The following is a 19,829-nucleotide window of genomic DNA, read 5'->3' as shown; positions in this document are numbered from 1 at the left end:
GAGGGCCATTTACGTCTGCTCGCGCGAGAGAAATCAGGGCAGACGGGCGACGAGCTCCTCGACACCCACGCGGGGACCCGTGAAGAACGGGGTCTCCTCGCGGACGTGGCGACGGGCGTCGGTGTAACGCAGCTTCCACATCAGCTCGACGATGCGGCCGAGGTCGGGCCCCTCGAACGCCAAAATCCACTCGTAGTCGCCGAGGGCGAACGCGGGCACCGTATTCGCGCGCACGTCCGGGTACTCGCGGCCCGCCATGCCGTGCTCGACGAGCATCTTGCGGCGCTCGTCATCGGGCAGCAGGTACCACTCCAGCGAACGCACGAACGGGTACACGCAGACGTAGTCACCAGGTGCCTCGCCGGCGATGAACGCCGGCACGTGGCTCTTGTTGAACTCCGCGGGGCGGTGCAGCGCCACCACGCTCCACACCGGGTCGCTCGCCTGACCCAGCGACGTCCGCCGGAACGCGCGGTAGGTAGCTTGCAGGTCCTCGACGCGTTCGGCGTGGGTCCACAGCATGAAGTCGGCGTCGGCGCGGAAACCCGCCACGTCGTAGAGGCCGCGCACGACGACGCCGTTCTCCTCCTGCTGCTTGAGGAACGTCGCGGTGTCGTCGACGACGGCGGCCCGCTCGTCGCCCAACGCGTCCGGCTGCACCGAGAACACCGAGATCATCATGTAGCGCGTCATCGAGTTGAGGGCGTCGTAGTCGAGCTTGGCCATGTGACCTATCGTGCCACGCCGGCCCCGGTCAGCGCCGCCGCCGCCCGGCTGCCCGACGCCACGCACGCGGGCACGCCGATGCCGTCCAGATACGCCCCGGCCACGGCCAGCGTCGGCGGCAGCCCGGCCCGGACCTCCGCGGCGAGGTGCGCGTGCCCGGGCCCGTACTGCGGCAGCGCGTCGATCCACCGCTGCACCCGGCAGTCGACGGGGTCGCAGTCGATGCCGAACACCGTGGCGAGATCAGCGCAGGCCCATGCGAGCAGGTCGTCGTCGCCGACGTTGCGCGCGACCGCGTCACCGAACCGGCCGAAGGACAGCCGGACCAACTCGGCATTGCCGCGCCGACCCCACTTGCGCGACGTCAGCGTCATCGCCTTGGCGTGCAGCGCCTCCCCCGCGGCCACCAGCACACCGGAGTTCTCCGGCAGTGGCGTGCCGCCGGGTAGCGCGAGGATCACCAGCGCCGACGACGCGACCGGGATGCGCCGCGCGGCCGCCGCGGAGGTGGGGGCGACGCCCTCGATCAGCCGCGGCAACCGCGGCGCGGGAACGGCGAGCACGACGGCGTCGGCGGGCCAGCGGACACCCTCGTCGTCGACGAGGTTCCACCCGGCCGTCCCCCGCTCGACGCGCTGCACGGCGACGCGCGCCCACTCGACGTCGGCGCGGCGGACCAAGGCCTCCAGCAGCACGTCGTAACCGCCGTCGAGGGCGCCGAACACCGACCCTCCCGTCGGCGGCGGGAGCACGTCGCGCACGGCGTCGGTCAGGCTGCGCGCACCACGATCCAGCGCAGCCGCCAACGTCGGTAGCGCCGAACGCAATCCGATGGTGCTCGACGATCCGGCGTACACCCCGCCCAGCAGCGGGTCGACCGAGCGGGTGACGACCTGCTCACCGAAGCGGTCACCGACCAGCTCGGCGACCGTGGGGTCGGCCCCGGTGTGCCACGCCAGGGGCCGCGACCGCTCGCCGGCGATCCTGGCGATCGTCGCGTCGTCGACGAGGCCCACGAGCGACGACGGTTGCGCGGGAATGCCCTGCAGCGTGCCGACGGGCATGGCATGCAGCCGCCGCTGGCTGTAGATCAGCGGCCGCACGCCCGTCGTGCCGACCTGGCGGCCGGCGAGACCCAGCTCGGCCAGCAACGCCGGTACCTCGGGTCGACGGGCGATGAACGCCTCGGCCCCCACGTCGACCAGCTGGCCGCCGACGCGTTCGGTACGCAGTACTCCGCCGAGTCGATCGGCGGGATCGAACAGCGTGATCGACGCGTCGGGCCCGGCGGCGAGACGAAGTCGGTAGGCAGCGACCAGACCCGAGATGCCACCGCCGACAACGCAATACCGGCCAGTCACAACGAGTGCACCAGCGCGACCGTCTCGGTGACGATGCCGGGATCGGTGGGCGGCAGCACCCCGTGTCCCAGGTTGAACACGTGACCCGTCGCGCCCGCGTCGATGGCACGGCGACCGTCGTCGACGACGCTGCGCACCGCGCGCTCGACGACCGGCCAGCCCGCCAGCAACACCACGGGGTCGAGGTTGCCCTGCAGCGCGACCCCGGGGCGCACCCGTGCCGCGGCGTCGGTCAGCGAGGTGCGCCAGTCCACGCCGACCACGGGGTGCTCACCGACCGACACGGCCTCGCTCATCGCGCCGAGCAGTTCGGCGGTGCCCACCCCGAAGTGCGTCATCGGCACGCCCTCACCGGCCAGCGTCTCGAACACCCGCGCGCTGTGCGGCAACACGTACGTGCGGTAGTCGGCCAGGGACAGCGTGCCCGCCCACGAGTCGAACAGCTGGATGGCGTCGACGCCCGCGTCGAGCTGGGTCTGCAGGAAGCCGATGGTGACGTCGGTCAGCGCGGTCATGAGTGCGTGCCACACCTCGGGCTCGCCGAGCATCATCGCCTTGGTGCGTTCGTGGTTGCGGCTGGGTCCGCCCTCCACCAGATAGGAGGCCAGCGTGAACGGCGCGCCGGCGAAGCCGATCAGGGGGACCTCGCCCAGCGCGGCCACCAGCAGGGAGACGGCCTGCGCGACCGGCGCGACCCGGTCGCGGTCCAGGGGCCGCACCGTCGCGACGTCCGCGGCCGTGCGCACCGGGTGCGCGATCACCGGCCCCACGTCGGGCACGATGTCGACGTCGATGCCCGACGCCCGCAGCGGAACGACGATGTCGGAGAACAGGATCGCCGCGTCCACGCCGTGCCGGCGCACCGGCTGCAGCGTGATCTCGGTGATCAGCTCGGCGTCGAAGCAGGCCTGCATCATGGTGTTCTTCGCCCGCAGCGCCCGGTACTCGGGAAGGGAGCGGCCCGCCTGGCGCATGAACCACACGGGCACGCGGGTCGGCTTGCGGCCTGCGGCGGCGGTCAGATACGGCGACTCGGGCAGGTCACGACGGGTACTCATCGCCTCCCATGCTGCCATGTAGCGACGCTACGGCGCGCCTTCGCTGCCCCCTGCCCCGATCGACTAGCGTCAAACCCCATGACCACGGTCGAGCCGGCTCAGTTCCGGGCCGCGGTGGAGGCAATGAACGCCGCCACCGTCCGTCCCGAGATCGAGCTCGGTCCGATCCGGCCGCCGCAGCGCCTGGCGCCCTACAGCTACGCGCTCGGCGCGGAGGTCCGCCACCCCGAGACGGCCATCGTCCCGGAGCGATCCGAGGGCGACGCGTTCGGCCGGCTGATCCTCCTGCACGATCCCGAGGGCGCCGAGGCGTGGGACGGGACGATGCGCCTGGTCGCCTACATCCAGGCCGACCTCGACTCCTCCGAGGCGGTGGACCCGCTGCTCCCCGAGGTGGCGTGGAGCTGGCTCGTCGACGCGCTGGCCGCCCACCAGGAGCACGTCACCGCACTGGGCGGGACCGTCACCGCGACGACGTCGGTGCGCTACGGCGACATCTCCGGACCGCCGCGGGCGCATCAGCTGGAACTGCGCGCGTCGTGGACGGCGACCAACCTGGAACTGGGACCCCACGTGCAGGCCTTCTGCGAGGTGCTGGAGCACGCCGCGGGTCTCCCACCCGCCGGGGTCACCGACCTCGGCGCCCGTACGCGCGCGTGACATGACCGACGGCGTGGAAGCCGAGGCCGCCGGCGCGACGAGCGAGCACGACGAACGGGAACCCGAACCCACCCCGCTGCTGGCCCCCGCCGACGGCGTGCCCGAGGTGGCCGTCACCGCCGATCAGATCCTCGCGGCCGCCGAGTTCCTGGTCGCCGGCGAGGGCCCGTTCGCCATCGACGCCGAACGGGCGTCGGGCTTCCGCTACTCCAACCGGGCCTACCTGATCCAGATCCGGCGCGCCGGGGCGGGCACGGTGCTCATCGACCCCGTCAACCACGGCGAGGATCCGCTGATGGTGATGGCGCCGCTGGCCGACGTCCTCGACACCGACGAGTGGATCCTGCACGCCGCCGACCAAGATCTGCCGTGTCTGGCCGAGCTTGGCATGGTGCCCCCGCGGTTGTACGACACCGAACTCGGCGGCCGCCTCGCCGGCTTCGACCGGGTCAACCTGGCCGCGATGGTCCAGCGGCTGCTGGGCCTGCACCTGGTGAAGGGGCACGGCGCCGCGGACTGGTCCAAGCGGCCGCTGCCGGCGGACTGGTTGAACTACGCCGCCCTCGACGTCGAGGTCCTGCTGGAGTTGCGTGACGCGGTCGCCGCCGAGTTGGAGGCACAGGGCAAGACCCGTTGGGCGGCAGAGGAATTCGAGCACCTGCGGACGTACGTCGCCGCCCCGACCCGGCGGGACCGCTGGCGCAAGACCTCGGGTATCCACAAGGTGAAGAGTCCGCGGACGCTCGCGGCGGTGCGCGAACTGTGGTCGACACGCGACACGATCGCCCAGCGCCGCGACATCGCCCCGGGCCGCATCCTGCCCGACGCCGCCATCATCAACGCCGCCACCGCCGACCCGAAGACCGTGGACGAATTGGTGGCACTGCCCGTCTTCGGTGGTTCGCGTCAGCGTCGAAGCGCCGGCGTCTGGCTCGACGCTCTGGCCCGGGCGCGGAGCACCACCGACCTGCCGAAGGCCTCCGAGCCGGTCACCGGTCCGCCGCCCGCGGTGCGCTGGAGCCGACGCAAGCCCGAGGCGGCCGAGCTGCTCGAGGCCGTCCGCGCCGGTCTCAATGAACTGTCGCAACGGGTTTCGGTGCCGACGGAGAACCTGCTGACCCCGGAACTGGTGCGCAGGCTGGTGTGGGACTGGCAGCCGGTCTCCGACACCGCGGCGGTGGTCGACGCGTTCCTCGCCGAAGCGGGCGCCCGACCGTGGCAGCGCGAGCTGACGGTACCGGTCATCGCCGAGGCCCTGACGACGCCCCGCGCGGTCCCGCAGGCCGAGGAGCCCGAGCCGGCGAACTAGTCGACGCGGTCGGTGACCTGCGATTCGCCGAGCGGGCTGCCGAGGGCGGCCACCCAGCCGGTGATCTGGCGCGCGACGTTCTGCTCGGTGAGCCCGATGTCGGCGAGCACCTCGCTGCGCGAGGCGTGGGCCTGGAATTCCTGGGGCACCCCGACGTCGCGGCACGGCACGTCGATGTCGCGGCGCCGCAGGGCCGACGACACCGCGGCCCCGATTCCACCGTTGACCCCGTGGTCCTCGATCGTGACGACCAGCTTGTGCCGCAGCGCAAGGGAACTCAGCACGTCCGGCACCGGTAGCACCCAGCGCGGGTCGACCACGGTGACGCCGATGCCCTGATTGCGTAGCCGCTCGGCCACAGACAGCGCCATCGAGGCGAACGACCCGATGGCCACCAGCAGGACGTCCTCGCACAACCCGTCGGCGGGTGCGGCGAGCACGTCGACGCCGTCACGACGTTCGACGGCCGGGATGTCCTCGCCGACGTCGCCCTTGGGGAACCGGATCGCGGTCGGTCCGTCGGCGACGTCGAGCGCCTCCCCCAGGGTCTCCCGCAGGCGGGCGGCGTCGCGAGGGGCCGCCACGCGCATGCCGGGCACGATGTTGAGCAGCGACATGTCCCAGACGCCGTTGTGGCTGGCGCCGTCGGGGCCGGTCACGCCGGCCCGGTCGAGCACCATCGTCACGGGCAGTCCGTGCAGTGCGACGTCCATCATGATCTGGTCGAAGGCGCGGTTCAGGAACGTCGAATAGATCGCCACCACCGGGTGCATCCCGCCCATCGCCAGCCCGGCGGCCGACGTCATGGCGTGCTGCTCGGCGATGCCGACGTCGAAGAAGCGATCCGGGAACCGCGTGCGGAAGGCGGACAGCCCCGTGGGTCCCGGCATCGCGGCGGTGATCGCCACGACGTCGCGACGCTTGGCCGCCCTCTTGATCAGCTCGTCGGAGAACACCGACGTCCACCCCGGCGCGGCGACGGAGGTCGCGAGCCCGGTCTGCGGGTCGATGATCCCCGTCGAGTGCATCTGTTCGGCCTCGTCGGATTCGGCGGGTCCGTAGCCCATGCCCTTGCGGGTCGCGACGTGCACGATCACCGGCGCGTTGAAGCCGCGGGCATGGCGCAGCGCCGCCTCCACCGCATGCTCGTCGTGGCCGTCGATGGGGCCGACGTACTTCAAGCCGAGATCGGTGAACATCACCTGCGGCGCGAGGGCGTCCTTCAGGCCCGCCTTGACGCTGTGCATGCACTGGTAGCACATCTCGCCGATGAGGGGTACGCCGCGGATGGCCTTGCGACCCTCCTCCAGCAACCGCTCGTACCCGGGTTGCAGCCGCAGGCCGGCGAGGTGGTCGGCGAAGCCGCCGATGGTGGGCGCATAGCTGCGGCCGTTGTCGTTGACGACGATGATCACGGGCCGCCGCGACGCGGCGATGTTGTTGAGCGCCTCCCAGCACATTCCGCCGGTCAGCGCACCGTCGCCGACCACCGCGACGACGTGTCGGTTGCGGTGGCCACTGAGCTCGAACGCCTTGGCCAGCCCGTCAGCGTAGGACAGCGCGGTGCTGGCGTGGCTCGACTCCACCCAGTCGTGCTCGCTCTCGCTGCGCGACGGGTAGCCCGACAGGCCACCCTTCTTGCGCAGGTTGTCGAAGTCGGGGCAGCGTCCGGTGAGCATCTTGTGGACGTAGGCCTGGTGGCCGGTGTCGAAGATGATCGGATCGTGCGGGGAGTCGAACACCCGGTGCAGCGCCAGCGTCAGCTCGACGACGCCCAGGTTGGGGCCCAGGTGCCCGCCCGTGGCAGCAACCTTGTGGATGAGGAAGTCGCGGATCTCGGCCGCGAGGTCCGTCATCTCTGATTGCGACAGGTGCTGAAGATCTGCGGGACCGCGGATCTGAGAAAGCATCAGCCCAGTTTACCCACGGGTAGGAAAGCCGGCCCGGCAAGCCTGGCCGAGTCCGTCACACCTGCGCTGGGCTGCCGACGTTCGACCCGGCTGCGCGCGACAGCACCGCGACGCATTCGACGTGGTGCGTGAGCGGGAAGGAGTCGAACACCCTGACCTCCTCGACCGTGTAGCCGTGGCCGCGGTACAGACCCACGTCGCGCGCGAATGATGCTGCCTCGCAACCGATGTGGATGATCCGCGGCACCTCGGCCGCGGCGAGCAGGTCGACGACGTCACGGCCGGCGCCGGTGCGCGGCGGATCGAGGACGGCGACGTCGGGCCTGCGCCGTTGCCCGCCGAGTGCCCGTCGCACCGAGTCGGTGAGCACCTCGACCCAGCCGAGGTCGGCCAGCGCCGCCCTGGCCGACCGCGCCGATCCCCGCGACGTGTCGACGGTCAGCACGTGTCCGGTCTCGCCGACGGATTCGGCGAGCACGGCGGCGAAGACCCCCGCGCCGCCGTACAGGTCCCACGCCGTCATGCCGGGGCTGAGCTGCGCACGGTCGCGCACCAGCTCGCTGTAGACGCTCGCCGCGTCGCGGTGGGCCTGCCAGAACGCGGTCACCGGAACGCGCCAGGTCCGTCCCCCCACGCGCTGGACGGCCTCGTAGTCGCCCTCGACCGCGCGTGTCGAGGCCCTGCGGTCCGAGCGCGGTCCGGACTGCACGACGTGGCGGGTGCCCGCATCGTCGAGCGCGACGTGCAGTTGCGCTCCCGGCGGCCACCTGCGGTCGTCGAGACCGGCGAGCATGCCGTCGGGCACCTGGGCGCACGCGAGGTCGGTGACCAGTTCGGCGCTGTGGTAGCGGTGAAATCCGGCGCGGCCGGCCTGGTCCCCGTCGGCGGCGACGTCGAGCCGCACCCGCGTCCGCCAGCCCGTCGCGCCCACCGCGCCGACCTCCTCGGCGTCGCCCTCCCACCGGTGTCCGCCGAGCCGTTCCAGCTGGTTGGCCACCACGCCACCCTTGAGCCGACGCGCCGCCGCCGGGGTCGCGTAGGCCAGGTCGCAGCACCCGGAGCCGTCGACACCGGCGATCGGACAGAGGGAGTCCACCCGGTCGTCAGACGCCTCGACGATCTCGATGGCCTCGGCGTGCCAGTGGCTTCCGCGTTCCTCGGTCACGCGCGCCACGACCACCTCGCCGGGCAGCGCGTAGCGGACGAACACGACGCGGCCATCGTGGCGGGCCACGCAGCTGCCGCCGTTCGCAGCGGACCCGACGGTCAGGGTGAGGGTCGTCAATCGAGGAAGCCCCGCCGCGCGTCACCCGGCGCGGGCTGCTCCTCGATGCCCTTGAGCCGTTCCGACGAATTCAATTGCCAGGGAACGGATGTGACCATGACGTTCGGCTCGAAGAGCAGCCTGCCCTTGAGCCGCAGGGCACTCTGGTTGTGCAGCACCTGCTCCCACCAGTGGCCGACCACGTATTCGGGGATGAACACCGTGACCACGGTGCGCGGGGAGTCCTTGATGATGCGCTTCACGTAACCCAGCACGGGCCGCGTGATCTCGCGGTACGGCGAGGCGATGACCTTGAGCGGCACCGAGACCTCGCTGTCCTCCCACTTGTGCACCAGCTCGTGGGCCTCCTCGTCGTCCACGTTGACCGTGATGGCCTCGAGGACGTCGGGCCGGGTGGCCCGCGCGTAGGCCAGCGCCCGCTTGGTCGGCAGGTGCAGGTTGGACACCAGGACGATGGCGTGGTTGCGGCTGGGCAGGACGACGTCGCCCTCCTCGGCCGCGCGCGACTCCAACTCCCGCGAGACCGTCGCGTAGTGCTTGTGGATCAGCCGCATCACGACGAAGAGGAAGCTCATCGCGAGGATGGCGATCCAGGCGCCCGCCCGGAACTTGGTGATGACCACCACGACCAGCACCGTGCCCGTGCAGACCAGGCCGATCGCGTTGATGATCCGTGACCGGAACATCCTGCGCCGCTCCGCGCGGTCGGTCTCGGTGCGCAGCAGCCGCGTCCAGTGCCGGACCATGCCGATCTGACTGAGCGTGAAGCTGACGAACACCCCGACGATGTAGAGCTGGATGAGTGCGGTCACCTCGGCGCGGAAGGCCACCACGAACGCGATCGCGGCGAACGCCAGGAACAGGATGCCGTTGGAGAAGGCGAGCCGGTCCCCGCGGGTGTGCAGCTGCCGGGGCAGGAACCGGTCCTGGGCGAGGATCGACCCGAGGACGGGGAAGCCGTTGAACGCGGTGTTGGCGGCCAGCACCAGGATGAGCGCGGTCACGCCGGCGATGGCGTACAACCCGATCGGGAAGCCGTTGAACACCGCGTTCGCCAGCTGCGTGATGAGCGTCTTGGGGTGATATCCGGCGGGGGCGCCGCCGAGCTGGTCCACCGAGTCGACGACCTTGGCGCCGGTGGCCTTGGCCAGCAGGATGATGCCCATGAACAGCGACACCGCGACGGCCCCGAGCAGCAGCAGCGTCGTCGCGGCGTTGCGCGACTTGGGCTTCTTGAAGGCGGGCACCCCGTTGCTGATGGCCTCCACCCCGGTGAGCGCCGCGCACCCGGACGAGAACGCCCGTGCCACCAGGAAGACCATTGCGAAGCCGAGGACGTCCCCGTGCTCGGACTTCACCGTGAAGCCCGCCGTCTCGGCCCTCAGGTGGTGGCCGAGCACGAAGATCTGGAACAGCCCCCAGCCGATCATGATGTACATGCCGATCATGAAGGCATAGGTGGGGATCGCGAACGCGGTCCCCGACTCCCGGATGCCCCGCAGGTTCAGCGACGCCAGCAGCAGGATGGCCGCGACCGCGAGGAGCACCTTGTGCTGGGCGATGAAGGGGACCGCCGACCCGATGTTGGACATCGCCGAGGCCATCGACACCGCCACCGTGAGGACGTAGTCGACGAGCAGTGCGCTGGCGACCGTCAGCCCGGCGGTGGGGCCCAGGTTGGTCGTCACCACCTCGTAGTCCCCGCCCCCCGACGGATAGGCGTGCACGTTCTGCCGGTAGCTCGCGATCACCACGAGCATCACCGCGGCCACGGCGACGCCGATCCACGGGGCCACCGAGTAGGCCGTCAGCCCCGCAACGGACAGGACGAGGAAGATCTCCTCGGGCGCATACGCCACCGAGGAGAGCGCATCGGACGCGAAGACGGGAAGGGCGATCCGCTTGGGCAGCAACGTATGGCCCATCGCGTCGCTGCGGAATGGTCTACCCAGTACCAACCGGCGCGCAGCGGTCGAAAGCTTGGACACGACTGCCAAGAGTAAGCCCAACGGTCACCCGAGGTTCGAAAGCTGTAGCGTTCCGGGTGCGCAGGTTCGCCAACATCCGTTTCTGCCGAACCACTGGGAGGATCGACGCGTGCGTGTAGTGGTCATGGGATGCGGCCGGGTGGGTGCATCGGTTGCCGATGGATTGGCCAGGATCGGTCACGAGGTCGCCGTCATCGACCGCGACGGCACGGCCTTCCACCGCCTCTCCCCCGAGTTCCCCGGCGAGCGCGTGCTCGGCATGGGCTTCGACCGCGAGGTCCTGCTGCGGGCGGGCATCGAGGGCGCCGGCGCGTTCGCGGCGGTGTCCTCCGGCGACAACTCGAACATCATCTCCGCGCGCGTCGCCCGCGAGACGTTCGGCGTCGAGCGCGTCGTCGCCCGCATCTACGACGCCAAGCGCGCCGCGGTCTACGAGCGGCTGGGCATCCCCACGGTGGCCACCGTGCCGTGGACGACCGACCGGCTCCTCAACGTCCTGACCAGGGAGAGCGAGACCACCCGGTGGCGGGACCCGACGGGCAACGTGGGCGTCACCGAACTGCCGCTGCACGAGGGCTGGGTCGGCCACCGCGTCACGGCGTTGGAGGCCGTCACCGGCGGCCGGGTGGCGTTCATGATCCGATTCGGCACCGGACTGCTCCCCGACAAGAAGACGGTCATCCAGGCCAGCGACCAGGTCTACCTGGCGGCCATCTCCGGGCACGTCGCCGAGGCCATGGCCATCGCCGCGCAGCCGCCCGGCGACGACGCCGAGGACCAGTGATGCGGACGCGAGGAGCAGTGAGGAACCCGTGAAGGTCGCCATCGCAGGGGCCGGCGCCGTGGGCCGGTCGATTGCCCGGGAGCTGGTGGACAGCCACGAGGTCACGCTGCTGGAACGCAACCCCGACCACGTCGACACCGACGCGATCCCGGCGGCGCACTGGCGGCTCGGCGACGCGTGCGAGCTGACGCTGCTCGAGGCGGTGAAGCTCGAGGAGTTCGACGTCGTGATCGCCGCGACCGGTGACGACAAGGCCAACGTGGTGCTGAGCCTGCTCGCCAAGACCGAGTTCGCGGTGCCGCGGGTGGTGGCGCGGGTCAACGATCCCCGCAACGAGTGGCTGTTCGACGAGGCGTGGGGCGTGGACGTCGCGGTGTCGACGCCGCGCATGCTCGCGTCGCTCGTCGAGGAGGCCGTCTCGGTCGGAGATCTGGTGCGGCTCATGAGTTTCCGCAAGGGCCAGGCCAACCTCGTCGAGATCACCCTGCCCGACGACACCCCGTGGGGCGGCAAGGCCGTGAAGCGTCTGGAGCTGCCGCGCGACGCTGCCCTGGTGACGATCCTGCGGGGATCGCGCGTGATCGTGCCCGAGGACGACGAACCGCTGGAGGGTGGCGACGAACTGCTGTTCGTCGCGATCGACGAGGTCGAGGAGAGGCTGCGCGAGCTGCTGCTGCACCCGAACTGACGATCAGTCGGGTCCGGTCAGCGCCGGCGGCGGTGCGGCCCTGTCGCGCGACCCCGCGGTGGCCGCCTGCGGGATCCGGCTGGTGTCGCACTGGCGATTGCTGATCCCGATCGCCGACACCACCCCGGCGAGGACGAACAGCCCGGCCACCACCGTGGCGCCATCTCGGAACCCGGCGAAAGTCATTGCCGCCGAACCGTTCTGGTGATCGGAGGCGGATCCGACGATCACGCCGGTGAAGGCGACGGAGATCAGACCCGCGACCCGCGACACCGCGTTGTTGACCGCGGAGCCGATCCCGCTCTGCGCCGGGTCGACCGCGGCGAGCACCGCTGCCGTGAGCGGTGACACCGTCATCGACATGCCGATCCCGAACACGACCAGACCCGGCAGCAGCTGGGTCCAGAAGTCGAACGGCACCTGCGCCCTCGTCAGCAGCAGGAAGCCCGTGGCGGCCACGACCGGCCCGACGCCCATGAAGACGCGGGGCCCGCGTCTACCCGCGAGCGTGCCGAACGGGCGGGCGAGGAAGAAGGACAGCACCGGCAGCGGCAGCGTCGCCAGCCCGGCCTGCGACGCGGACATGCCCACGGCCTCCTGCAGGAACAGCGCGACGATCAGCGTTCCCAGGGACATCGCGGCGTACAGGAACACCGTCGCGAGATTGCCGACGGCGAAGTTGCGGACGGTGAACAGGTGCAGCGGCAGGATCGGGTTCGGCGTGCGGGCTTCCCACCACGGGAACGCCGCGAGGCAGCCGACGCCGAGCACCAGGCCGCCCAGCACCGTCGCGTGCCCGAGGCCCAGCCGCTGCAGCTCGATCAGCGCGTACACGGTGGCGCTCAGACCGACCGCACCGAGCGCCGCACCGACGACGTCGACGCGCGCGGCCCGGCGGGCGCCGAACTCCTCGGGCGCCAGCTTCGTGGTCAGGTAGAGCGTCACGGCCAGCGGGACGACGTTGATGCCGAACACCCACCGCCAGTTCAAGGCGTCCACCAGCAGCCCACCCAGCGGCGGCCCCACGACGAACGCCGTACCCGTCCACGCCGTCCAGGTGCCTATGGCCCCGGCCTGGCGGGCGCCGCTGAACCTGGCGTTGATCATCGCCAGCGAACTGGGCACCAGGAAGGCCGCGCCGACGCCCTGCAGACAGCGCGCCGCGACGAGGATGCCGCCGTCCGGGGCGACCGCGCAGCCCAGCGAGCCGACGGCGAACACGGCCAGACCCATGCGCAGCACCGCGAGCCTGCCGAACTGGTCGGACACCGCGCCCGCGACGAGGATGAGCGCACCGAGCGTCAGCAGGTAACCGTCGACGACCCACTGCTGCAGGGCGAGCCCGCCGCCGAAGTCCCGGGCGATGGCCGGGAGCGCCAGGTTGACCACCGAGCCGTCGAGGAATGCGACGAAGGAGGCCAGCACCGCCACGGCGACCAGGACCCGGCCGGTCGCGTCCGAGCGCGCGCTGGCGGTCAGTCGGCCTGCGCCTCCGAGGCGCGCGGCGCCTCCACCGGGTCGACCGTGTCCTCGGCCGCATGCAGCGCGCGCTGAGCCGTGCGGATGGCGAGGTAGGTGGCCAGCGCGGCGACGGCGGTCAGCGGCCAGCCCATCGCGATGCGTGCGACGCCGAGCAGTCCCGTCTGGTCGGCGGCATACAGCCGGTTCTGGACCAGGAAGCGGGCGGCGAACACCAGAGCCCAGACCACGGTGGCGATGTCGAACGCGTGGAGCGCGCGACGCACCCCCCGCCAGTCCTTGTCACGGCCGTTGACCCAGCCCCAGGCGTAGCCGACGACGGGTCGCCGGATCACCACGGACAGCGCGAACACCCCGGCGTAGATCAGCGACGACCAGATGCCCAGCAGGAAGTACCCCTTGGACGCACCGACGAGGTAGGCGATCAAGGCGCTCACGCCGACGGCGATGAAGCCGGACACCGCGGGCTGCACGGTCTCGCGTCGCACCAGCCGCCACACCAGGATCAGGAACGCCACGCCGAGCGCGGCGCCGATGGCCCACTTCAGCCCGAAGAACGACGACACCGGAACGAAGACCAGGACCGGCAGCGAGGAGTAGATCAGGCCGCTGATGCCGCCCATCTGGTCCAGGATGGCCCGGGCGCTGAACTGGCTTTCGGACTCGGCGTCGGACGCCGTGTCCTCGGGGGAACTACTGTGCTCGTCCGCGGTGTCGCGGCGACTCACTTCTGAATCTCGTAGTGGGGGTTGTAGATCGCCTTGGTGCCGTTCTCCAACTTGCCCAGCCGGCCGTGCACCCGCAGCGTGCGTCCGGACTCGATGCCTGCGATGCGGCGCTGGCCGAGCCAGACGAGCATCACCGCGTCGGTCCCGTCGAACAGTTCGGCGCGGACTCCGCCCGCGCAGCCCTTGGCGTTGGTCTCGACGGCCCGCAGGGTGCCGACCATCGTCACTTCCTGGCCGCGCCGGCAGTCGATCGCCCGCTGCGCGCCGGTCGTGGCGGCTTCGTCACTGAGAACTTCGACGTCCTGCTGCTCCGGATCCTCCGTGAGCCGACGCGTCAGTCGACGTAGATAACCTTCGGCCGTAGCCATGGTCTCTCCTACTCAAGTGGTGTGGTCAACCGTTGACCCACCTCTTAACCAACGCCACCGTAGACCTGTTGGTTCCGATTTGCCACGTGGCGCACAGGTGATGTCATTACCCTGTCGCGGACCGTTCTACTCCCCCTGCTCGCGCTCGGGTGACGGCACCCGGCACGATCGAGGGATGGCCGTCGATCTGCAGGGAGTCACCGCCGTCCTCCTCGCCGGCACGGGGTCCGACGACGACTACGTCTACCGCGCCTTCGCCCCCGCCCTGCACGGTGTGGGCGCCAGGGTCGTCACGCCGGCACCGGAGCCGACGCGGCTCGTCGAGGGGTACCTCGACGCCATCGACGACGCCGCCCGCGACGGACCCGTGGCCGTCGGCGGCATCTCGATCGGCGCGGCCGTCGCCACCGCCTGGGCGCTGAGCCATCCCCGGCACGTCGTCGCGGTGCTGGCGGGGCTGCCCGCATGGACCGGACGTCCCGACACCGCGGCCGCCGCCCTGTCGGCCGGCTACACCGCCGCGGCGCTGCGCCGCGACGGGTTGGCGTCGGCCATCGCGAAGATGACGGCGTCCAGTCCGGCCTGGCTCGCGCAGGAACTCACCCGCTCCTGGGTGGGCCAGTGGCCCGACCTTCCCGACGCGATGGAGGCTGCGGCCCACTACGTCGCCCCCACGGCCAGGGAGCTGGAGTCGCTCGCCGCACCGATGGGGGTGGCCGCGGCGACCGACGATCCCGTCCACCCAGTCGAGGTGGCGGCCGAGTGGGTCACCGCGGCCGCCAACGCGGCGTTGCGCACCTTCACCCTCGATGAATTGGGCGCCGACCCGGGCGTCGTCGGCGCGGCGTGCGTGGCCGCGCTCGGCGACCTGTGACCGCGGCTACCCGCCGGTGATGGTGCGCAGCTGCTGCATGGCCGTGCCCTGCTCGCTGCGACGCGCCGCCGGCACAGGCGGCTCTGGGGGCTGCTCAGGCTGATCGGCCTGCGCGGCCTGCTCGGCCATCATCTGCTCGGCGCGGGCCCGCAGACGCCCGATCAGCGCCTCCGACAACTGCAACGGCAGCATGTTGCGCACCGGCTGCGGGGTGTCACCGCGACGAACGACGGTGTCGGACAACGCGTTTCGCAGGTCTTGGGCGATCGCCTCCGCGGTGGCCGGTGACCCGACCGCGGCGCCGCGGACCATCCACCGATAGCCGTCGACGCCGATGAAGCGCATCACGACGGGCTCGGGTCCATTGGTCATGTGCCCGACGACCTCGCGACCCCAGGGGCCGTCCTGGATGCTCACCTCGGCGGCCTCGTTGCGCAACGACTCGGCGACCTCGGTCACGACCTCACGCCACAGGCTGCCCGCCTTGGGGGCCGCGTAGGCGGTCACGTTGTAGCGACCGTTCGACGTCACCATCCACGCCATGGTGGGCACGCCCTGCTGATTCACCTCGACCGCGAGCTCGGCGGCCTCGTTCTCGGGGATCAGCACCGCGCCGAGGTCGTGCCTGCCGACGAGTGCCAGCGCGGGGTCGTCGAAGTCCTCGATGTCGAACGGTCCGACGAGGTCGCCGTCCGGCTCGACCGCGGGTGCCGGAGCCTCCTCGGGCGCGGGCTCGGAGGTGCGAACGTCGTTCTTGCGCTTGCCAAATGCCATTACAGACTCTCGTGTCCGCCGGAGGAGCCGTGGCCGCCGGCGCCACGGGTGGTGTCAGCTAGTCCGGCCTCGTCGAACGACGCGACCTCGACCAGCTCTGGAAGTTCGACCCGCTGCACCAGAAGCTGCGCGATCCGGTCACCGCGTCGCACGACGATGGCGTGCTCGGGGTCGAGGTTTATCAGCGTCACCTTCAGCTCGCCGCGGTACCCCGCGTCGACGGTGCCCGGGGTGTTGACGATCGAAAGCCCTACGCGCGTCGCCAATCCCGACCGGGGATGCACCAGGCCGACCATGCCGTACGGAATGGCCACCGCGATTCCGGTGGGCACCAGGGCACGCCGGCCAGGAGCGAGCTCGACGTCGACGGCGCTGAACAGGTCGACGCCGGCATCGCCGTCGTGCGCCCGGGTGGGCAGGGGCAGGTCGCGGTCGAGCCGCACGACCGCCAGAGAGGTGGACACGACCACGGAGATTACTCTTGGCCGCGTGTCAGACACGCGCGCAGCCACCCAAACCGTGCGTTATCGGGAACGGCTGTGGGTGCCGTGGTGGTGGTGGCTACCCGGGTTCGGTTTGGCCGTCATCATCGCCTACGAGGTGAACCTCGGCATCCGGTCACTCGCGATCTGGGTGCCCTACGCCGTCCTGCTACCCGTCGCGGCGGCCGCGCTGGTGTGGTTGGGGCGCGTCGAGGTGCGCGTCGTCAGCACCTCGAACGGCGAGGGTGCGACGACCGAATTGTGGGTCGGCTCCGCACATCTGCCGGTCGACGTCATCTCCCGCTCGGCCGTGGTGCCGCGCTCGGCGAAGTCGGCGGCGCTCGGGCGCCAGCTCGATCCTGCGGCGTTCGTCGTCCACCGCGCCTGGGTGCCGGCGATGGTCCTCGTCGTGCTGGACGATCCGGAGGACCCGACCCCGTACTGGTTGGTCAGCTGCCGCCAGCCCGACCGCGTCCTGGCTGCGCTGCGCAGTTGAACGTCGGCCGCCGAGAGAGAACTCAGGCCGCGCAGTCCGTGCAGATCATGACGCCGCCCTTCTCGCTGGCGAGCCTGCTGCGGTGGTGGACGAGGAAACAGCTGGAGCAGGTGAATTCGTCGGCCTGCTTGGGCACGACCCGCACCGACAGTTCCTCGCCGGACAGATCGGCCCCGGGCAGTTCGAAGGACTCGGCGGATTCGGACTCGTCGACGTCGACGACCGCTGATTGAGCTTCGTTGCGCCGGGCCTTCAGTTCCTCGAGCGAATCCTCGGATACGTCGTCGGTCTCGGTGCGCCGCGGGGCGTCGTAGTCAGTAGCCATCCGTCCCCTCCTTGTCATTCCGTCTTGATGCGACAGAGCTTTGTACCAGCGCAGAACGCATCCACCTAATGATTCGTGCCCCGTCGCGCAGTGGATGACCGTGTGATTTGCATCACAGGGCAAATCGGCTGGTAGCGGTCGCCCGTCGGTCCTGGCCTTAAGGTGCAGGGGTGGTAGCGCAGATCACGTCCGGCACGGCCTTCGACAAACACGGGCGCCCGTTCCGGCGACGCAACGTCGTCCCCGCCATCGTCGTCTTCGCCGTCCTGGCGATCGCCACGGGTGCGGTCTGGGTCGTCGCGTTCAATCAGCCCACCGACGTCAAGCAGGCCGTCGCGTGCAACCCGCCCCCTCCGGCAGCGGACGCCACGCAGACCGCGCTCGGCACGCAGGTGTCCGCGTCGACCATGACCGACGTCACCCCGGCCAAGCTCGCCGACACCAAGATCCGGGTGCTCAACGCCAGCGGCCAGGGCGGCCAGGCCGCCGAGGTGGCCGGCGCACTGCGTGACCTCGGCTTCGCCCCGCCCACCGCGGGCAACGACACCGTCTACGAGAACACGCGCTTGACGTGCCAGGGCCAGATCCGCTTCGGGCCCGCGGGCCGCGCCGCCGCAGCCGCGCTGTGGCTCGTCGCGCCGTGCACGGAGCTCTACCAGGACCAGCGCCCCGACGACACCGTCGACCTGGCCATCGGCACCGATTTCACCGAGGTCTCCCACAACGACGACACCGACGCCGTGCTCGCCAGCCTCAAGCCCGACGCCACGCAGCCCGCGGATCCGGCGCTACTGAAGAAGGTGCACTCGACGTCCTGCTGAGCCCGTCAGCGGGCGCCCGCCCGCGCCAGCAGCGCGTCGAACTCGACGGCGATGCCGGGCGCGGCGGCGGCGATCAGGCTCGACCCGGACTCCACCGGCGGCAGCAGTAGGGCCGCGCCCGCCTCCTGCGCGATCAGCGCGCCCGCCGCCCAGTCCCATACGTTCACGCCGAGTTCGTAGTACGCGTCGAGCCGGCCGGCGGCGACCATGCACAGATCCAGCGCGCACGACCCGATCCGCCGGACGTCCCGCACGCCCGCGAGCAGCCGCGCCAATACGTCGGCCTGTTCCTGGCGCTGCTGCGGCGAATAGCTGAAGCCGGTGCCGACGAGTGCCATCGTCACGTCGTCGATCGGGTTGCAGCGCAACGCGATCGACGCGCCATCGCGTCGCAGGTGTGCGCCCTGGCCCAGGGCAGCCGAGAAGACCTCGCCCGTCGACACGTTCGCCACGGCACCCGCGACCGACCGGCCGTCGACCTGACAACCCACCGACACCGCGTACGCCTCGATGCCGTAGACGAAGTTCACCGTGCCGTCGATGGGGTCCAGCACCCAGGTCGGCGTGCCGGGAGAGCCCAGCGGCGAACCGCCCTCCTCCTCGCCGACAATCGGCTCACCGGGCCGCAATTCGGCCAGCCGATCGCGCAGCAGGCGTTCGGTCTCGGTGTCGACGACCGTCACCGGATCGGTCGGGGAACTCTTGGTGCGCACCGCCGAAGCGCCCTGCTCGGGGACCGAATCCACGCCGAAGACCTCGGTCCTGCGGCGTCGGACGAACGCCGCCGCCTCGGTAGCCAGCAACTCGGCGACGGCTCGTAGGCTGCCAGGATCACTGTCGACGCTCACGGTCCCATCGCAACACATCGCACGAGGCGAGGCACTAGTGTGTGGTTCGCGTCGCACCCGTAGGTCTCTCGTGGAGGAGCGTTCATGACGGCACCCTCAGACAACGCCCACCAGGGACTGGGCGTCGACGTCGGCGGGAGCGGGGTCAAGGGCGGCATCGTCGATCTCGACACCGGAAAGCTCGTCGGTGAACGGTTCAAACTGCCGACACCCCAACCCTCGACCCCCGACGCCGTCGCCGCGACCATCGCCACCGTCGTCGACCACTTCGGCTGGCAGGGCAGGGTCGGCGTCACCTACCCCGGCGTCGTCACCGAGGGACTCGTCCGCACCGCCGCGAACGTCGACAAGGGTTGGATCGGCACCGACGCCCAGGACGTCATCAGCAAGGCCCTCGGCGGTCGCTCGGTCACCGTCCTCAACGACGCCGACGCCGCGGGCCTGGCCGAGGAGAAGTTCGGCGCGGGACGCGACAATACCGGCGTCATCGTCCTCCTCACGTTCGGCACGGGCATCGGATCCGCCGTCATCAACAACGGCGTGCTGTTGCCCAACACCGAATTCGGCCATCTCGAGGTGGACGGCAAGGAAGCCGAACACCGGGCCGCCTCCTCCATCAAGGAGGCCAAGGACTGGAGCTACGAGCGCTGGACCAAGGAGGTCACCAAGGTGCTCGTCGTCATCGAGAACGCCGTGTGGCCCGACCTGTTCATCGCCGGCGGGGGCATCAGCCGCAAGGCCGACAAGTGGATTCCCCTGCTGCAGAACCGGACTCCCGTCGTGGCGGCCGCCTTGGAGAACGAGGCCGGCATCGTCGGCGCGGCGATGGCCGCCGAGGTGGCCCAGGCCATCGGCAAGGCCTAGT

21 protein-coding genes are annotated in these 19,829 nt (G+C 70.8%); 8 read left to right on the top strand and 13 right to left on the bottom strand.

Annotated elements, in window-relative coordinates; translation table 11 throughout:
- Positions 1 to 33: 33 nt before the first annotated feature.
- Genes hemQ through hemE form a run of 3 tightly spaced genes read right to left on the bottom strand, consistent with a single transcriptional unit; the run spans position 34 to position 3,145 of the window.
- Entirely contained in the window at positions 34 to 726 is a 693-nt protein-coding gene (gene hemQ / locus G6N60_RS11760) for a hydrogen peroxide-dependent heme synthase (RefSeq protein WP_163736943.1), read from the bottom strand.
- A 5-nt stretch (positions 727 to 731) separates the two neighbouring features.
- Entirely contained in the window at positions 732 to 2,087 is a 1,356-nt protein-coding gene (locus tag G6N60_RS11755) for a protoporphyrinogen oxidase (RefSeq protein ID WP_163736939.1), read from the bottom strand.
- Positions 2,084 to 3,145 (bottom strand): uroporphyrinogen decarboxylase, encoded by a 1,062-nt coding sequence (gene hemE / locus G6N60_RS11750; protein ID WP_163743829.1) that lies wholly within the window; start codon positions 3,143 to 3,145, stop codon positions 2,084 to 2,086. The genes G6N60_RS11755 and hemE overlap by 4 nt, the downstream gene beginning before the upstream one ends.
- Positions 3,146 to 3,223: 78 nt before the next feature.
- Here hemE and G6N60_RS11745 point away from each other — a divergent pair, with 78 nt between their 5' ends.
- On the top strand, positions 3,224 to 3,805 hold the full coding sequence (locus tag G6N60_RS11745; protein ID WP_163736935.1) for a DUF3000 domain-containing protein: 582 nt from the start codon (positions 3,224 to 3,226) through the stop codon (positions 3,803 to 3,805).
- 1 nt (position 3,806) lies between these two features.
- A complete protein-coding gene (locus G6N60_RS11740) occupies positions 3,807 to 5,114 on the top strand; it encodes an HRDC domain-containing protein (protein ID WP_163736933.1) in 1,308 nt (435 codons plus the stop codon).
- Here G6N60_RS11740 and dxs read toward each other — a convergent pair.
- From dxs to G6N60_RS11725, 3 genes are read right to left on the bottom strand one after another with little or no spacing between them, the layout of a single operon-like run.
- Positions 5,111 to 7,024, bottom strand: a complete 1,914-nt coding sequence (gene dxs / locus G6N60_RS11735) for a 1-deoxy-D-xylulose-5-phosphate synthase (RefSeq protein ID WP_163736930.1) — start codon at positions 7,022 to 7,024, stop codon at positions 5,111 to 5,113. The genes G6N60_RS11740 and dxs overlap by 4 nt on opposite strands.
- A gap of 55 nt (positions 7,025 to 7,079) precedes the next feature.
- Positions 7,080 to 8,309, bottom strand: coding sequence for a class I SAM-dependent RNA methyltransferase (locus G6N60_RS11730; protein WP_163736927.1), 1,230 nt, complete (start codon positions 8,307 to 8,309; stop codon positions 7,080 to 7,082).
- Positions 8,306 to 10,297 carry an APC family permease gene (locus tag G6N60_RS11725; protein WP_163736924.1) on the bottom strand — a complete coding sequence of 664 codons (1,992 nt, stop codon included), beginning with the start codon at positions 10,295 to 10,297 and terminating at the stop codon, positions 8,306 to 8,308. The genes G6N60_RS11730 and G6N60_RS11725 overlap by 4 nt, the downstream gene beginning before the upstream one ends.
- A gap of 109 nt (positions 10,298 to 10,406) precedes the next feature.
- On the opposite strand from G6N60_RS11725, the gene G6N60_RS11720 reads away from it, so the two are divergent.
- On the top strand, positions 10,407 to 11,081 hold the full coding sequence (locus tag G6N60_RS11720) for a potassium channel family protein (protein ID WP_163736921.1): 675 nt from the start codon (positions 10,407 to 10,409) through the stop codon (positions 11,079 to 11,081).
- 28 nt (positions 11,082 to 11,109) lie between these two features.
- Positions 11,110 to 11,769, top strand: coding sequence for a potassium channel family protein (locus tag G6N60_RS11715; protein WP_163736918.1), 660 nt, complete (start codon positions 11,110 to 11,112; stop codon positions 11,767 to 11,769).
- Positions 11,770 to 11,772: 3 nt separating this feature from the next.
- On the opposite strand, the gene G6N60_RS11710 is transcribed toward G6N60_RS11715, so the two are convergent.
- From G6N60_RS11710 to G6N60_RS11700, 3 genes are read right to left on the bottom strand one after another with little or no spacing between them, the layout of a single operon-like run.
- Positions 11,773 to 13,200: an MFS transporter gene (locus G6N60_RS11710; RefSeq protein ID WP_246240583.1), complete on the bottom strand. Its 1,428-nt coding sequence runs from the start codon at positions 13,198 to 13,200 to the stop codon at positions 11,773 to 11,775.
- Positions 13,201 to 13,244: 44 nt separating this feature from the next.
- On the bottom strand, positions 13,245 to 13,976 hold the full coding sequence (locus G6N60_RS11705) for a DUF3159 domain-containing protein (RefSeq protein WP_372511017.1): 732 nt from the start codon (positions 13,974 to 13,976) through the stop codon (positions 13,245 to 13,247).
- Positions 13,973 to 14,344, bottom strand: coding sequence for an OB-fold nucleic acid binding domain-containing protein (locus G6N60_RS11700; RefSeq protein WP_163736915.1), 372 nt, complete (start codon positions 14,342 to 14,344; stop codon positions 13,973 to 13,975). The genes G6N60_RS11705 and G6N60_RS11700 overlap by 4 nt, the downstream gene beginning before the upstream one ends.
- A 175-nt stretch (positions 14,345 to 14,519) precedes the next feature.
- Here G6N60_RS11700 and G6N60_RS11695 point away from each other — a divergent pair, with 175 nt between their 5' ends.
- Positions 14,520 to 15,218, top strand: a complete 699-nt coding sequence (locus G6N60_RS11695) for an alpha/beta fold hydrolase (RefSeq protein WP_163736911.1) — start codon at positions 14,520 to 14,522, stop codon at positions 15,216 to 15,218.
- Positions 15,219 to 15,224: 6 nt separating this feature from the next.
- Here G6N60_RS11695 and G6N60_RS11690 read toward each other — a convergent pair whose 3' ends face one another.
- Entirely contained in the window at positions 15,225 to 15,992 is a 768-nt protein-coding gene (locus G6N60_RS11690) for a DUF3710 domain-containing protein (RefSeq protein WP_163736908.1), read from the bottom strand.
- Positions 15,992 to 16,456 (bottom strand): dUTP diphosphatase, encoded by a 465-nt coding sequence (dut, locus tag G6N60_RS11685; protein WP_163736903.1) that lies wholly within the window; start codon positions 16,454 to 16,456, stop codon positions 15,992 to 15,994. Before dut ends, G6N60_RS11690 begins: the two co-directional genes overlap by 1 nt.
- Positions 16,457 to 16,481: 25 nt before the next feature.
- Here dut and G6N60_RS11680 point away from each other — a divergent pair, with 25 nt between their 5' ends.
- Complete coding sequence (locus tag G6N60_RS11680) at positions 16,482 to 16,970, top strand: DUF3093 domain-containing protein (RefSeq protein ID WP_163736900.1); 489 nt, start codon at positions 16,482 to 16,484, stop codon at positions 16,968 to 16,970.
- 22 nt (positions 16,971 to 16,992) lie between these two features.
- On the opposite strand, the gene G6N60_RS11675 is transcribed toward G6N60_RS11680, so the two are convergent.
- Positions 16,993 to 17,295 carry a DUF4193 domain-containing protein gene (locus G6N60_RS11675; RefSeq protein ID WP_083059801.1) on the bottom strand — a complete coding sequence of 101 codons (303 nt, stop codon included), beginning with the start codon at positions 17,293 to 17,295 and terminating at the stop codon, positions 16,993 to 16,995.
- A gap of 170 nt (positions 17,296 to 17,465) precedes the next feature.
- On the opposite strand from G6N60_RS11675, the gene cei reads away from it, so the two are divergent.
- Positions 17,466 to 18,116 carry an envelope integrity protein Cei gene (gene cei / locus G6N60_RS11670; RefSeq protein ID WP_163736898.1) on the top strand — a complete coding sequence of 217 codons (651 nt, stop codon included), beginning with the start codon at positions 17,466 to 17,468 and terminating at the stop codon, positions 18,114 to 18,116.
- Positions 18,117 to 18,121: 5 nt separating this feature from the next.
- On the opposite strand, the gene G6N60_RS11665 is transcribed toward cei, so the two are convergent.
- The gene (locus G6N60_RS11665; RefSeq protein WP_163736895.1) at positions 18,122 to 18,982 is read right to left on the bottom strand and encodes an inositol monophosphatase family protein; all 861 of its coding nucleotides are present in this window, start codon (positions 18,980 to 18,982) and stop codon (positions 18,122 to 18,124) included.
- Between the two features lie 66 nt (positions 18,983 to 19,048).
- Here G6N60_RS11665 and ppgK point away from each other — a divergent pair, with 66 nt between their 5' ends.
- Positions 19,049 to 19,828, top strand: coding sequence for a polyphosphate--glucose phosphotransferase (gene ppgK, locus G6N60_RS11660; RefSeq protein WP_163736891.1), 780 nt, complete (start codon positions 19,049 to 19,051; stop codon positions 19,826 to 19,828).
- Position 19,829 lies beyond the last annotated feature (1 nt).

Source organism: Mycolicibacterium madagascariense (assembly GCF_010729665.1).
Classification (GTDB): domain Bacteria; phylum Actinomycetota; class Actinomycetes; order Mycobacteriales; family Mycobacteriaceae; genus Mycobacterium; species Mycobacterium madagascariense.
Note: the sequence above shows the minus strand (reverse complement) of the source record. Positions and strands in the feature narration are given on the sequence as shown.